Annotated in this window: 14 protein-coding genes; 11 read left to right on the top strand and 3 right to left on the bottom strand. The window is 62.7% G+C overall.

Going from position 1 to position 14789, the window contains the following annotated elements; translation table 11 throughout:
* Positions 1-250: 250 nt before the first annotated feature.
* Positions 251-700: a universal stress protein gene (locus tag QFZ88_RS02700; RefSeq protein ID WP_024925310.1), complete on the top strand. Its 450-nt coding sequence runs from the start codon at positions 251-253 to the stop codon at positions 698-700.
* 95 nt (positions 701-795) lie between these two features.
* The gene (locus QFZ88_RS02695; RefSeq protein WP_024925309.1) at positions 796-1053 is read left to right on the top strand and encodes a DUF1344 domain-containing protein; all 258 of its coding nucleotides are present in this window, start codon (positions 796-798) and stop codon (positions 1051-1053) included.
* A 237-nt stretch (positions 1054-1290) separates the two neighbouring features.
* On the opposite strand, the gene QFZ88_RS02690 is transcribed toward QFZ88_RS02695, so the two are convergent.
* Complete coding sequence (locus QFZ88_RS02690; RefSeq protein WP_024925308.1) at positions 1291-1776, bottom strand: phasin family protein; 486 nt, start codon at positions 1774-1776, stop codon at positions 1291-1293.
* 326 nt (positions 1777-2102) lie between these two features.
* Between QFZ88_RS02690 and QFZ88_RS02685 the strand changes: the two genes are divergently transcribed.
* The 5 genes from QFZ88_RS02685 (at position 2103) to QFZ88_RS02665 (ending at position 7205) form a co-directional block, all read left to right on the top strand.
* A complete protein-coding gene (locus tag QFZ88_RS02685; protein ID WP_024925307.1) occupies positions 2103-3404 on the top strand; it encodes a DUF445 domain-containing protein in 1302 nt (433 codons plus the stop codon).
* A 70-nt stretch (positions 3405-3474) separates the two neighbouring features.
* Positions 3475-3903 carry a phasin family protein gene (locus QFZ88_RS02680; protein WP_024925306.1) on the top strand — a complete coding sequence of 143 codons (429 nt, stop codon included), beginning with the start codon at positions 3475-3477 and terminating at the stop codon, positions 3901-3903.
* On the top strand, positions 3904-4275 hold the full coding sequence (locus QFZ88_RS02675; protein ID WP_024925305.1) for a VOC family protein: 372 nt from the start codon (positions 3904-3906) through the stop codon (positions 4273-4275).
* A gap of 56 nt (positions 4276-4331) precedes the next feature.
* The gene (locus tag QFZ88_RS02670) at positions 4332-5594 is read left to right on the top strand and encodes an alpha-hydroxy-acid oxidizing protein (RefSeq protein ID WP_024925304.1); all 1263 of its coding nucleotides are present in this window, start codon (positions 4332-4334) and stop codon (positions 5592-5594) included.
* A gap of 105 nt (positions 5595-5699) precedes the next feature.
* Positions 5700-7205 (top strand): ATP-binding protein, encoded by a 1506-nt coding sequence (locus QFZ88_RS02665; protein WP_024925303.1) that lies wholly within the window; start codon positions 5700-5702, stop codon positions 7203-7205.
* 30 nt (positions 7206-7235) lie between these two features.
* On the opposite strand, the gene QFZ88_RS02660 is transcribed toward QFZ88_RS02665, so the two are convergent.
* On the bottom strand, positions 7236-8009 hold the full coding sequence (locus QFZ88_RS02660) for an esterase/lipase family protein (protein ID WP_024925302.1): 774 nt from the start codon (positions 8007-8009) through the stop codon (positions 7236-7238).
* Positions 8010-8111: 102 nt separating this feature from the next.
* A complete protein-coding gene (locus QFZ88_RS02655) occupies positions 8112-9560 on the bottom strand; it encodes a WS/DGAT/MGAT family O-acyltransferase (RefSeq protein ID WP_024925301.1) in 1449 nt (482 codons plus the stop codon).
* A 291-nt stretch (positions 9561-9851) separates the two neighbouring features.
* On the opposite strand from QFZ88_RS02655, the gene QFZ88_RS02650 reads away from it, so the two are divergent.
* The 4 genes from QFZ88_RS02650 to phaZ all read left to right on the top strand — a co-directional run bounded on the left by QFZ88_RS02650 (position 9852) and on the right by phaZ (position 14758).
* On the top strand, positions 9852-11549 hold the full coding sequence (locus QFZ88_RS02650; protein WP_024925300.1) for a long-chain-fatty-acid--CoA ligase: 1698 nt from the start codon (positions 9852-9854) through the stop codon (positions 11547-11549).
* A gap of 84 nt (positions 11550-11633) precedes the next feature.
* Positions 11634-12119 carry a MaoC family dehydratase gene (locus tag QFZ88_RS02645; RefSeq protein WP_024925299.1) on the top strand — a complete coding sequence of 162 codons (486 nt, stop codon included), beginning with the start codon at positions 11634-11636 and terminating at the stop codon, positions 12117-12119.
* Positions 12120-12122: 3 nt separating this feature from the next.
* The gene (locus tag QFZ88_RS02640) at positions 12123-13877 is read left to right on the top strand and encodes an alpha/beta fold hydrolase (RefSeq protein ID WP_024925298.1); all 1755 of its coding nucleotides are present in this window, start codon (positions 12123-12125) and stop codon (positions 13875-13877) included.
* Positions 13878-13927: 50 nt separating this feature from the next.
* Positions 13928-14758 (top strand): poly(3-hydroxyalkanoate) depolymerase, encoded by an 831-nt coding sequence (phaZ, locus tag QFZ88_RS02635; protein WP_244431262.1) that lies wholly within the window; start codon positions 13928-13930, stop codon positions 14756-14758.
* Positions 14759-14789 lie beyond the last annotated feature (31 nt).

Genomic DNA, 14789 nt, shown 5'->3' with positions numbered 1-14789 from the left:
TGGTCCATGGCACCCCAAGCCATTCCCGGGCGCACCCAAATCGCGCGAACCTCTCCGCCCGGTTCGTCGAAAGACTGGCGGTTCCCTGGACTTTCCATCATGGTTTCATTGCACAAACACGACAGCCTTCAGTCGTGAGTACCAACTGCCGCGGGCTGGCCTCATTCTAATCCGCCGCGTGTCTGCTTGATCTCGGTCAACACATCCCCACGTGGAAAGGGTGACGCTGAGGCGACAAATGGAGACTGCAATGTACAAGCATATTCTGATCCCCACCGACGGTTCGGACCTGGCCGGCAAGGGCGTGAAGCAGGGGCTTGCGCTGGCCAAGGCGCTTGGCGCGAAGGTGACCGCGGTTACGGCGACAGAGCCGTTCCCGATCTCCGGTCTTGCCATCGGCGCCGGCTGGGTTCCCTCCGAAGCCGACATGCAGGACTTCAACGCCGCCCAGAAGGAAGGTGCCGACAAGATCCTGGCGGCGGTGAAGGCCGAGGCCGCGAAGGTCGGTGTGGAAGTCGACCTCGTCCACGCGCCCGGCGAGCGCGCCGCCGAAGCTATTCTCGACGCTGCGACAACGCGCAAAGTCGATCTGATCGTCATCGCCTCGCATGGTCGGCGCGGTGTCGAGCGCGTGCTGCTCGGCAGCCAGACCGCCGAGGTGCTGGCGCATTCCTCCATCCCCGTGCTGGTGGTGAAGTAGGCCCCGGCCACCTTACCAATCGGTATAGTAGCGGCAATGTTCCTGTGATGTCGGCCCCTCAGGATCGCGACGCCTCAACAAAAGGAGTTGCCCCCATGAGGAAGTACATTGCCGCTGCCGCCGTTGTGTTCGCGCTTGCTGGTGTGAATGGCGCTATGGCCAAGGATCTGAAGGCCACGATCAAGAAGGTCGATGCCGCAACCAGCTCGATCACGCTCGACAACGGCCAGTCGGTGACGTTGCCGGCCGGCGTCAAGGCCGCCTCGCTGAAAGCTGGCGACAAGGTGCTGATCACCTATTCGACGGACGCCGCCGGCAAGGCGACGGTGCAGAGCATCAAGCCTTCGAAATAACCGAGAGGGCGCGCATTCCTTGCGCCTTCGAATGAGACTGCGGTGGTAGTTCGCCACCGATCGGCCGGGCCACAAGCCCGGCCTTTTTGCTGATGGGCATGTGTTCGCGACGCTCAAAGAAAAAGGCCCGCTTGTGGGCGGGCCTTGGTTACGCGACTTGCACTCGTACAGAAATCAGAACCGGTTTACGCGGAGCGTTCGCTTCGCACGGATGGCTTCAATGCAAGCCTGCGTCGATCAGGCGGCCTTCTTGTCGAAGGTGTAGAGCTTGCCGATTTCAGCCTGGACGGTCTTGGCGCCATCGACAACGGTGGTCTTGGCGGTCTCGGCAGCGCCGCGAATGCGCTCGATGTTGGCGGAAGCGTTCTCACGCACAAAGTCGGCCTGGATCTGGACGGCTTCGTTGAAGGACTGCGCACCGGCAACCTTCTCGACCGTGGTCAGCGCATGCTGGACATTGGCCAGCGTCGCGTCGAGCAGGCCGCGGGTGAAGTTGGCGTAACCAACGACGAAGGAGGTGGCGATCTTCTCGGCGCCGTCGTTCAGCTTGGCGACACCGCCGTGCACGCTCTCGGCGCGCTCCTTGGCGGTCGAAGCGCCGCGCTTGACGAAATCGCGGGCAGCAGCCGGAACTTCAAGCTTCGACTGGGCGGTTTCGAAGGCGGACTTGATCGAGGAAAAATAGGTGGACGAAGGGGCGGTGGTCTTGGCGGTCTTGGTCATGGCGATTCCATCCTCTTAAGGAGCTATGGGTTGCGCTCCGGTCAGGATCGACCCGGAGCATGGCGAGCATATAGGAGCAAATATTGTGCACTGCAACATAAAACTTTGGTGCGGTGCAAAATTTCGGGCAACCTGTTGTTGTGGAACGCGTAATTTTGAGCGCGGCTAAACGGTTTCGTCGCCTTTCGAGACCTTGCACTCGGTCGGTTGGCGACCGACATGCGGTGATGTGTTTATGCAAACACTGCGTATCGTATGCGTGGGGCTGCCAAGCTCGGGCAGGGGAATGCTAAGCTTGGGCAGGTTGGATGCAGGATAGACCGTCAATGTCGCAGCAGGATGCAGTCGCGAGCACGGGCTTCGTGGTAGGCGACAAGGATGCCGAGGTGAAACTCGCGGCGCTGAAGCGTACGAAGTTTGTCGCGGCCGCCGCCCTCGGCCTGTGCGTGGTCGTGTTCTTTGTCACGAAATCGCTGGAGGGCAGCCATCCCTGGCTCGCCTTCGTTGCTGCCTTTGCCGAGGCCGCCACCATTGGCGGTCTCGCCGACTGGTATGCGGTGGTGGCGCTGTTCAAGCGGCCGCTAGGCCTGCCCATCCCACACACGGCGATTATCCCGGAGAACCAGACCCGCATCGCCGACAATCTCGGTCGCTTCATCGAGGTCAATTTCCTGGCACCGGGGCCGGTGCGCGAGAAACTCAACGAGGTGGATTTCGCAGCCTTGGTGGCCGACTGGCTCGCACATGAGGAGCGTGCGGCGGGCCTGTCGCGCTTCGTCATGCGATTGGTGCCGCAGACGCTGGGTGCAATCGAACAATCCAGCCTGCGCGACTTCGTTGCCCAGCGCATGCTGGAACAGGTGGAAAAGGTGCAGGTGGCGCCACTGGCGGCTGAACTGCTCTCGGCGTTCACCGACGATCGCCGCCATCAGAAGCTGTTCGACGAGTTCACCAAGGTGGTCGGTCGTTTTCTCGCCGACGAACAGGCGCTGGCGGTGATGCGCGAGAAGATCCGCGAGGAATTGCCGTCGCTGTTCAACCTGTTCCGCGCGGATGCCTATCTGTTGAAGAAGATCGTCGCTTCGGCGGGCTCGCTGCTCGAGGAGGTGAGGGCGGATCCCGACCACCCGATGCGCGAGGAGTTCGATCGTTTCGTCAGGAAATTCATCGAGCGGCTGCGCACGTCAAAGGAATATGCCCGGCGCGCCGAGCAGATGAAGCAGGGGTTCCTCGCCAGGCCGGAAATCCGCGATCTGGCGCACGACATGTGGGAAAGCCTGCGTCGTTTCATCGAGCAGGACGCGGCGTCGGAAAATTCCATGATCCGCGCCCATCTCGCCAATATGTTCGTCGAGGTCGGGCGGCATCTCGCCAGCGACCCGCAGATCAGGGCCGATATGAACCAGGGCTTTGTGGTGGCGCTCGCCTCCTTCGTCGAAACCCAGAAGAGCAGCGTCTCCAAGTTCATCGCCGATCAGGTCAAACGCTGGGATCTCGGCCAGCTTACGCGGCTCATCGAGATGAACATCGGCCGCGACCTGCAATATATCCGCTTCAACGGCATGATCATCGGCGGCCTGGCCGGTCTTGCGCTCTATACGGTCGAGCGACTGTTTCTGATCAATTGACGGTTGTGCCCTGTTGTCTATTCTGACCCCTGCGGCGATCGAGCCGGCAACAAGGGAGGAGAAGACGATCATGGCCAAGCAGCCCGAAACCGAATCCTTCATGGACATGTTCAGCAAGCTCGGCCGCGACCTGAAAATGCCGAAGGTCGATGTCGAGACCATTCTCAGTCATCACCGCAAAAACCTTGAGGCGCTGGAGAAATCGGCCAGGGCAACCGCATCGGGCGCGTCGTCCGTCATGGCCAAGCAGCGCGAGGTGTTGCAGGATTCGCTGCGCGAAATCACCGAACTGGCGCAAAACTACCGTGCTCCCGGCAATCCGCAGGAATTCATAGCCAAGCAGGCGGACTTCGCCCGCAAGTCGTTCGAGACAGCGGTGAAAAATGCCGGCGAAGTGGCCGAGATCGTCAAAAAGTCCGGAACGGAATCGGTCGACATCCTGCGTGCCCGCATCAAGGATGCGATGGACGAGATCCGCGAGGGCTACGAGAAGAAGTAGGTGGCTACCGTCCGCTACTTTGCCGCTGACGTCGATGCTTCCATCGATTTTTACACGAAGCGACTGGGCTTCGTGTTGCGGCAGCAATTCGGCCCCAACATGGCGATCCTCGACCGGAGTGATCTGACGCTCTGGCTTGCGGGGCGCCATGCTTCCGCATCCCGGCCGATGCCGGATGGCACAGTGCCGGAACCGGGCGGCTGGAACAGGTTCGTCATCGAGGTGGAGAACCTGCCGGCCTTGGTGAAGGTTTTGGAAGGCGATGGCGTGCAGTTCCGGAACACGATGATCGAAGGTCCTGGCGGACGACAGGTTTTGTGCATGGACCCGTCCGGCAATGTGATCGAGCTGTTCGAAGCAACGCAGGGCTGATCTGGCTGAAATCGGTTATTTCTCGGGACTGTCAGCCGCTCTTGGTGGGGGAGAACATGAACGACATGCGAGCCACGGTCGCACCCGGCCGCCTGCGCCAGATGCAGATCTACGTCACCGGCGCTGGCGGCAAGCGGCCGGCTGTGCCGGTGGCTCACGACCTGCTGGAACAGGCTGCCGCCCGCAAGATGACGCCGCAAGCCGCCGCCTACATCATCGGCGGCGCCGGTGGCGAGGCGACGATGCGGGCCAATCGCGCCGCCTTTGAACGGCGCCAGATCGCGCCGCGCGTGCTGCGCGACGTTTCAAGTCGTGACCTCTCCGTCACCTTGTTCGGACGCTGGCATTCCGCGCCCATCCTGCTGGCACCCGTCGGCGTTTTGGAGATGGTGCATCCGGAGGCTGATCTTGCGGTGGCGCGCGCTGCGGCAGCTGAGGGCGTCGGCTACGTCTTCTCCAACCAGGCTTCGATGCCGATGGAGCGGGCGGCCGGGGCGATCGGCAATGCGTCGCGCTGGTTCCAGCTCTATTGGTCGAGCGATGATGATTTCGTGCGTTCGGTTGTCGGCCGGGCCGAGCGTTGCGGCTGCGAGGCGATCGTGGTCACACTCGACACGACCTTGCTTGGCTGGCGTCCGCGTGATCTCGACATGGCCTATCTGCCATTCCTGCGCGGGCTCGGTCTTGCTCAATATCTCAGCGATCCGGTTTTTCGCACCAAGATCCCGGCCAGTCCACCTGATACGGGCGTGAAGCCCGCTGGCCTGGACATCGTCTCGACGGCGCTCAGCCTGCGTCGGAAAGGCAAGGAATTTGGCCTGTCGATGCAGCAGATGCGCGCCGCCGTCGCGCATTTCACCGCCACCTATTCGCGTCCCGACCTCAATTGGTCCGACATCGCCCGGCTGCGCGGCATGACGAAACTGCCGATCCTGCTCAAGGGCATTCGCCATGCCGACGATGCGCGGCTGGCGCGGGAGCATGGTGTTGACGGCATCGTCGTTTCCAACCATGGCGGCCGGCAGGTGGACGGCGAGATTGCGACATTGGACGCGCTGCCGGCGGTTGTCGCCGCGGCGGGCGGGCTGCCGGTCCTGCTCGATTCGGGCATTCGTTCGGGCAGCGATGTCGCCAAGGCGCTGGCGCTTGGCGCTGCGGCGGTGCTGGTCGGCCGGCCTTATGTCTATGGCCTGGCGCTTGCCGGCGAGACGGGCGTGCGCGAGGTTATCCGCAACATCGTCGCCGAGTTCGACCTGACACTTGCATTGGCCGGGCTGACTAGGGCTAGCGACCTCGATACATCGCTGTTTGCCGGATAGGGCACGATCACCTCTCCTGTGGGTTTCGCCAATCGGCCCCTGCATCGCAGCCATCATGGTGCTAGACCTCGGCTCCATATGTCTGGAATTTCGCCGGGGTTTTGAATGAAGGTTGGCATCGAGATGGGGACGGCGTCGGGCGCGGCCGCCACGCTCGATCTTGAGGAATTGCTGGCCACGCGCCTTTTGGTGCAAGGCAATTCCGGGTCCGGAAAATCGCATCTGTTGCGTCGGCTGCTCGAACAGAGCGCGCCTTGGGTGCAGCAGGTCGTCATCGATCCCGAAGGCGATTTCGTCACACTTGCCGATCGGTTCGGCCATGTCGTGGTCGATGCGCAGCGCACCGAGGCCGAACTGACCGGCATTGCCGGCCGTATCCGCCAGCATCGCGCCTCGGTCGTGCTCAATCTGGAAGGGCTCGACGTCGAACAGCAGATGCGCGGCGCCGCCGCCTTCCTGAACGGCATGTTCGATGCCGAGCGCGACTACTGGTATCCAGTGCTGGTGGTGGTGGACGAGGCGCAGCTTTTCGCCCCGGCGGTGGCCGGCGAGGTCTCGGACGAGGCGCGCAAAATCTCGCTCGGCGCGATGACCAACCTGATGTGCCGCGGCCGAAAGCGCGGCCTCGCCGGGGTTATTGCCACGCAGCGCCTGGCCAAGCTCGCCAAGAACGTGGCGGCCGAGGCTTCCAATTTCCTGATGGGCCGCACCTTCCTCGACATCGACATGGCGCGTGCCGCCGACCTTCTCGGCATGGAACGGCGGCAGGCCGAGATGTTCCGCGACCTGGCGCGTGGACATTTCGTGGCTCTGGGGCCGGCGATGTCGCGTCGGCCGCTGCCGGTCGCCATCGGCGCGGTCGAAACCTCGGCGCGCTCCGTCAGCCCGAAACTGACGCCGCTGCCGGAAGCGATCGAGGATGTGCAGAGCCTGATCCTGACCCCCAGCCCGGAAGAATTGCGGCAGCCGCCGGCGCGCCGGCCACGTCCCGTGGCGCCGACGCCGACCGCCGACATTCTGGAGCAGTTGTCGCGGTCGCTGCCGGAACAGTCGGCAGCCCTGGAACCGGCGCCGACCCTGTTCGATCAGGCTGAGCGCGAGGTGCTCATCGCTGCAGTCCTGGCGGAGATCGTCGAGGATCCAGACGCGGCTTTTCGTGCCGATTCATTGCTCTATCAGGATTTTCTCGTGCGGTGCCGTATTCGCCGAGTGCCCGGCGAACCACTTGGCCTGCCCGCATTCCGGCGCCGGCTGGCTATTGCCAAGACCGGCATCGACGAAACGACCGCGGCAAGCGATGCCTGGCAGCAGGCACTGGCATTGTCCTCGGATGTCCCGGAAGATTTGCAGGCCGTGTTCCTGATCGTCGCCCAGGCGGCGGTGACCGGTTCGCCCTGTCCGTCGGACGCTGCGTTGGCACGTGCCTATGGCACGCAATCGGCACGGCGGGCGCGGCGGCTGTTGTCCTTCTTCGAGGAGCGCGGCCTTGCCGTGCTGCGCACCGATTTCCACGGCCGGCGTGTCGTCGCTTTCCCGGATCTCGGTTGTGAAACCGCGCCCGGCGATCCCAATCGCGTGGACGACGTGCCGGAACAACAGGCGGCCGAGTGAGCCGTCACGCAGAGCGGTATATGAAACGCTCTAGTTCCGCTTCGGATCGGGGAAGAACAGGCTCTTGAAGCCGCTTCGGTCGAATGGTTTCCATTCTCCCTGGGGCTGCGCCAGGCGATCGGCAATTGCGTAGACCGCCGCGGGGTGATGGCCGAGGCCGCAATGGCTCGCTTCCACCTCGATGCTCTCGGTGTGCGGGAGGTCGTTTTCCATGCAGGCTTGCCAGGCGCAGATACCATCGGTGCGGCTGTAGATCGCCGTTGTCGGCACCGGGGGCGATTCCGAAATGGCGCCACCCATATGGCCTTCGCGATCGTCGACCTTGTGGCCGGAGGTGAACTCGTAGAGCTTCCAGGCATTGGTGGCACGCGGGTCGCCGTTGAACGGGCTGCCGAGCGTGATCACCAGCCGCACCTCGTCGGGCAGCATCTTGGCGAGCTGGCGCGCATAGATGCCGCCGAGGCTCCAGCCGACGAGGCTGACCTTGCGGCCATGCTTGTCGGCCAGCGCCTTGAGGCGGTCGACCATCTTTCGCTCGACACCAGGCAGCGGGCCGTAGTTGCGGCCGAGGTCCCAGCCATAGGCGGCGTAGGCCTTCGATTTGAGGAAGCTGCGCAGCGCCACCGTCGAGCGGTCGCTGGTCACCAGCCCGGGCAGGACTAGGACCGGATGGCCGTCGCCGCGCGGCGCAAGCGCAGTGAGCAGGGGCAGCGAGGCGACGAAACCGCCGAGCTCCGGCAGCGCCCTGAGTTCCAGCGCGAACAGCAGTCGCGAAGGCGGTTTCAGCGTATCAGCGTGGGCCATGACGGCTCCTGTCGATTGATTCCAGCTGCACTCAACGCAGAATATGGGCCCTTTGTTCACAAAACTGCAACATTGCTCCCGGTTTCCGCAACGGTAGCAGGGTCAGTGTTTGATCGGTTTCGGCGGTGGAGGCGGCAGCTTTTCGACCCCTTCCTTCAATTCGGCCATGGCGGTGACCAGCAGGTCGCCGAGGTGGTCTGCGTCGGGCACGGCACGGCGGTCGGCTGTGATGCCGAAATCGAGCCGGTCCTGATAGCTCTGCACGGTGATGTTGAGAGCGATGCCGTGGACGGGGATCGAGACCGGGAACATCGCGAGCACCTTGGCGCCGGCGCAGAATACCGGAATGGGCGGACCGGGCACGTTGGAGATCGTCAGATTGGTGGTCGACGGCATGATGTCGGCAAGGCCGGTGCGGCCGTAGAGCTGGGCGAGGCCGGGAAACAGGATCGGCGCGCCAAGCAGCGTATAGTCCTTGGGCGAAACGTCCTTCACCGTGCCGGCCAAGGTCTTGGAATCGCCGCTGTTCTTGGCGATTGCCTTCAGTCGCTCCAGCGGCTCGGCAAGCTCGGTGGCGATCGGACAGAACATGCCGAAGACCCGGTTAGAGGCTTCCATGTCGCCGGGCTGGCGCAAGGAGATCGGCACGAAGGCGACCAGCGGTTTCGTCGGCAGCGCCTCGTGATCCTGGAGATAGGCGCGAAGCGCGCCGGCACTCACCGCCATCACCACATCGTTGATCTTGGTGCCGGTCGCCTTGGCGATGAATTTGGCGTCACCGAGCGACAAGGCCCTCGCGGCAAAGGCGCGCTGGGCGGTGACGGTCACGTTGAACGGTGTCTTCGGCGCCAGAATGTCGGGAATGCCGGGCAAGCCACCGCCTTTGCCTTCGCCACTCTTGGCTATGAGCAGATCGGTCATGGTGCCGAGCATCTGCGGCACTGCCTCCATCGCCTTCAGGTGCTGGCGCATCACGTTCTGCACGACGTCGTTGATGCCGAGGATCGCGCGTTCCTCGATCGTCGGCTTGCGCATCGCCGGTTTCGATTCCGGCGGCTTCACCTTCCGCGGCTGGGGCGAAAGGTCGTAAAGGGCGGCGGCGATCGCCATGCCGGCACCGCCATCAACGGCGGCGTGGTGTATCTTGGAATAGATGGCGACATTGCCGCCTTCGAGCCCGTCGATGACAGTGAATTGCCACAGCGGCCGCGAGCGGTCGAGCAGCGTCGAATGCAACTCGCCGACGAGATCCTCAAGCTGCTTCCAGCTGCCCGGCGCGGGCAAGGTGGCGCGGCGCAAATGGTAGGCAATGTCGATGTCGCCGGCATCGACCCATGCCGGATGATCGAGTTCCAGCACCGTGCGGGCGAGCCTCTTCTCGAAGATCGGCGCCAGATGCATGCGGGTCAGGAAGAATTCCTTGAAGTGGTCGTAGAACGTCCCGGACAGATCGGCCGGCGGCTCGTAGAGCGTCAGGCCGGCGACATGCATCGGCGTTTCCGGCGTCTCCATGTAGAGAAAGGTGGCATCGATGCCGCCGAGCTGCTTCATGCGTTCCCTCCCGGCCAGGTATTGGTCAAGAACCGCCCGGCCGCGCGGCCCCTTTTCCGCGATCATTTGCCGGATCGCAGGCAAAGGCAAGGTGACGCAAGGTACGGAGGCAAGTCTCCGACACCCCCAGCGCAATAACCCACGCTCCACAGCCTGTCATCTACTAGGCATGGCGGGAACTTGCATTCCGCAGGGTAATCGTCGTGAGCCGTCTAAGCCGCGGCACGCCGCTTCCCAAGCCCTTTTTGCCCGTCTAGATTGAAAGAAAAACGCGATCGAGGGGAGGAGCGCATGGACCGCATTTGGCTCAAGAGCTACCCAGCCGGCGTGCCGGCCGATGTAGACGTCAATCAATATCCGTCGGTTGTCGCGCTCTTCGAAGAGAGCTTCGCGAAATACCGGAACGACAAAGCCTATGTCTTCATGGACAAGGCGATCACTTTTGGCGACATCGACCGGCTCTCGCGCGACTTCGCCGCTTATTTGCAGGGCCTTGGCCTGAAGCGTGGCGACCGTGTCGCGGCCATGATGCCGAACGTTTTGCAATATCCGGTCACGGTTGCGGCGATCATGCGTGCCGGCTTCATCGTGGTGAACGTCAATCCGCTCTACACGCCACGCGAGCTTGAACACCAGCTCAACGATTCAGGTGCCAAGGCAATCATCCTCCTCGAAAATTTCGCTGCCACGCTGCAGCAGGTCATCAAGAACACCTCGATCCGGCATGTCATCCTCGCCAGCGTCGGCGATATGCTGGGCTTTCCCAAAGGCGCCATCGCCAATCTGGTGTTGCGCAAGGTGAAGAAGGCGGTGCCGTCCTTCTCGCTGCCGGGTGCCGTGCGCTTCAACGCGGCGCTGGCTGCCGGCAAGAGCAAGGCTTTCGAAAAACCGTCGATCAAGCCCGACGACGTGGCGGTGCTGCAATATACAGGCGGCACGACCGGCGTTTCCAAAGGCGCGGTCCTGCTGCATGGCACCATCATCGCCAATCTCCTGGCGTCGGAGGCCTGGACGCTGCCTGGCCTGAAACGCAAGCCGATCTCGGGCCAGCTCACCTTCATCTGTGCGCTGCCGCTCTATCACGTGTTTGCCTTCATCACCTGCGGGCTGCTCGCCATGCGCACGGGCGGCGTCAATGTTCTGATCCCCAATCCGCGCGACATTCCGGCGACGGTGAAGGAGCTCGCCAAATACAAATTCCATGTCATGCCGGGCGTGAATACGCTGTTCAACGCCTTGGCCAACAATCCCGATTTCGCCAAGGTCGATTTCTCGCAATTCAGGATCGCCAACGGTGGCGCCATGTCGGTGCAGGAGCCGGTCGCCAGGAAATGGCTCGCCATCACCGGTTGTCCGATCATCGAAGGCTACGGTCTGTCGGAAACATCCTCGGGCATTGCCTGCAACCCGACCGACAGCGACGCCTTCACCGGAACGATCGGCCTGCCATTGCCCAATGTCGAGATACGGCTCCTCGATGATGACGGCAATGATGTGCCGCATGGCCAGCCCGGCGAGATCGCCATCAAGGGGCCACAGGTCATGGCGGGCTATTGGCAGCGGCCCGACGAGACCGACAAGGTGATGACGCCGGACGGTTTCTTCAAATCGGGCGATGTCGGCGTCATGGACGACAAGGGTTTTGTTACCATCGTAGACCGCAAGAAGGACATGATCCTGGTTTCCGGCTTCAACGTCTATCCGAACGAGGTCGAAGCCGTCGCCGTGCAGCATCCAGGCGTGCTGGAGGCTGCTGTCGTGGGCGTGCCGGACAAGAATTCCGGCGAGGCGGTGATGATGTTCGTGGTCAAGAAGGATCAGGCGTTAACCAGGGAGGAACTGGCGGCGTTCTGTGTCAAGAACCTCACCGGCTACAAGAAACCGAAATACATCGAATTCCGCGATGACCTGCCACGCACCAATGTCGGCAAGATCCTGCGCCGCGAATTGCGTGATCAGGCTGTCAAGGAAATGGCGGTGTCGCGATGACGACAAGGGACGGGGCTTGCGTGAATTGACAGGGCGTTGCGTTCATGGTCGGACGGCGTAGCCGAAACAATCAGGGATGATGGGATGAGCAAGTCACCTCCGACCTACGAACAATTGCGGGCAATGACCGGGCAGGACCTGGGCTTTTCCGATTGGGTGGTGGTCGACCAGGCGCGCATTGACCAGTTTGCACGGTGCACCGAGGATCAGCAGTGGATCCATACCGACCCGGAGCGAGCCAAGAAGGAAAGCCCGTTCCGCACCACGATCGCGCATGGCTATCTCAGCCTGTCGCTGATCGGCGGCCTTAGCCAGCAGATGAATGTCGTTCCCGAAAACACCCAGGCCGTCTTCAACTATGGGCTGGACAAGGTGCGCTTTCTTGCGCCGATCCGGGCGGGTACGCGGGTCAGGCTGCGCGCGTCGCTGATCTCCGTGGAGGATAGGGGGCCTGGCCAATATCTGATGAAGTTCGCCAACACGATCGAGATCGAGGGCGAGGAGAAGCCGGCGCTGATGGCCGAGACTTTGGCCATGTTCTACGAGCGGCGGAGAAAAGCGGGAGGATAATTCATGGCGAAGGCGCCGGCGAAGGACAGCAGGGACGGCGACAAACGCGACGGCGACGACAGGGCGAGGGACGCGCGGCCGCTTGCCGAGCAGATCGCCGATGAGGCGGCCGAGAATACGCTGGCACTCAATCCGCTTGTCGGCCTGCGTACGCAGGACATCGCTGCCGCCGCCGGCTCGGTCATGAAGGCGCTGGCCAGCCATCCCCAGGCACTCGCCGAGCAGTGGCTCGCCTTTGCCAGCGAGTTCGGCAAGATCGTCACCGGTCAATCGGAAATCGCAGCCGACCCCAAGGACCGCCGTTTCGCCGATCCCGCTTGGAAGACGAGCGGACTGCACAAGGCGGTCATGCAATCCTATGTGGCCTGGAGCAAATCGGTCACTGAACTGGTTGCCAAGACCGAACTGCCGGAGAAGGATGCGGCGCGGGCGCGGCTGATCACCTCCATATTCGTCGACACCATGGCGCCGTCCAACAATCCGGCGCTCAATCCCACCGCGGTCAAGGCGCTGGTCGACAGCGGCGGCAAAAGCGCGCTGAACGGACTGAAGAACTTCCTCGACGACATGACCAGGAATGGCGGGTTGCCGTCCTCGGTCGATGCCTCGAAGTTCAAGGTGGGCGAGAACCTCGCCAACAGCCCCGGCACGGTGGTGTTCCGCAACGACGTGCTGGAACTGGTCCACTACACGGCGACGACCGACAAGGTCTACCGGCGGCCGCTGCTCGTCGTGCCGCCGCAGATCAACAAATATTATTCGGTCGATCTTTCACCCGACAAGAGCATGATCAAGTTTCTGCTCAGTCACGGCATCCAGCCCTATTGCGTGTCGTGGCGCAATCCGACGCCGGAACAGCGCGACTGGGGCCTCGATACCTATATTGCGGCACTGGACGAAGCCTGCGACGCGGCGCGCGACATCACCGGTTCCGACACCGTCAACATCATGGGCTCGTGTTCGGGCGGTATCACGCTGTCGACCTATGTCGCCTGGCTGGCTGCGCAGAAAAAGCAGAAGATCAACGCCGTCATTCTCGCCGTCTGCGTGCTCAACACCCAGGCCGAGACGGATTCCGACTTTGCCGCGCTGGTGACGCCGGAAACGATCATGGCGGCCAAGCAGATGTCGAAGGCGAGGGGCATCCTCGACGGCCACGAGATGGCCAAGATGTTCGCCTGGATGCGACCCAACGACCTGATCTGGAACTACTGGGTCAACAACTACCTGCTCGGAAACGCGCCGCCGGCCTTCGACGTGCTCTACTGGAACGCCGATACGACACGCCTGCCGGCCCGGCTGCACGGCGATTTCCTCGACCTGATCTTCACCAACCCGTTCATGAACCCCGGCAAGATGTCGATCCACGGCGTCCCTATCGACATGGGCAAAGCCAAACACGAGACCTATGTGATCGGCGGCACCACCGACCACATCACGCCCTGGAAAGCGGTCTACCAGACGGCGCGTCTCTATGGCGAGGACACCACCTTCATCCTGTCCAATTCCGGGCATCTGCAGAGCCTGCTCAACCCGCCCGGCAATCCGAAGGCCTGGTATGTGAAGGGCAAGACCAAGGAGAAGGATGCCGATGCCTGGACTGCCACGGCGGCCAAGCACGAAGGCAGCTGGTGGCTGGATTGGGCGACCTATCTGAAGGAACGCTCCGACGCCGAAATCGATGCGCCGGCCAGGCCCGGCAATGCCAAATACAAACCGCTCGGCGCAGCACCGGGAACCTATGTGTTCGAGCTGTGACGGCCGGACGCCATCGCAAGGAAGCATCGAAATAAACGGGGTTTGACTGAATGGCGATGGCGGCGAACAAGGCCAAGGCGGATGGCGCGATGGACATCAAGATGTTCGATGTCGACGGGCAATTGTTGCGCGTCGGCATCCGGCATGGTGCGTCCGAGCGGCCGCCGCTCCTGATGTTCAACGGCATCGGCGCCAATCTGGAACTGGCGGCTCCCTTCATGGCCGCGCTGGAAGACACCACGGGCATCATCTTCGACGTGCCGGGTGTCGGCGGTTCGCCCAACCCGATCTTTCCCTATAGACCGTCGACGCTGGCCAGGCTCGCCAAGCGGCTTGGCGAAATCCTCGGCCATGATCGTCTCGACATTTCCGGTGTGTCATGGGGCGGCGGGCTCGCCCAGCAATTCGCCTTCCAGTACCCGTCGGTGTGCCGCAAGCTCATCCTTGCCGCAACCGCGCCTGGCATCACCATGGTTCCCGGCGCGCCCACCGTGCTTTCCAAGATGGCAAGCCCGCGCCGCTACACCGACCCCGGCTATATGCGGTCCATCGCGGCCGAAATCTATGGCGGGGATTTCCGCAAGGACCCAACGCTGATCAACCGCCATGCCGGAGCCATGAAGGGCGCCTCGCAATATGGCTACTTTCTCCAGCTCTTCGCCATGAGCGGCTGGACCAGCCTGCCATGGCTCTGGATGCTGCGCCAGCCGACGCTGATCATGGCTGGTACCGACGATCCGCTGGTGCCGGTGATCAACGCCAGGGTGCTGCACACCATGATCGCCCGCTCACGCCTGGAACTGCTCGACGATGGCCATCTGTTCCTGGTGACCAAGCCGAAGCCGTCGGCGCAGATGATCGAGGCTTTCCTGCGGGAATAAGCGTGGCCTGAGCGAGGGCTTGCCACGCTCT

Origin of the sequence: Mesorhizobium sp. YL-MeA3-2017 (assembly GCF_030814575.1) — a bacterium.
GTDB classification, from domain to species: domain Bacteria; phylum Pseudomonadota; class Alphaproteobacteria; order Rhizobiales; family Rhizobiaceae; genus Mesorhizobium; species Mesorhizobium terrae.
This window is presented reverse-complemented; position numbering and strand designations above follow the sequence as displayed.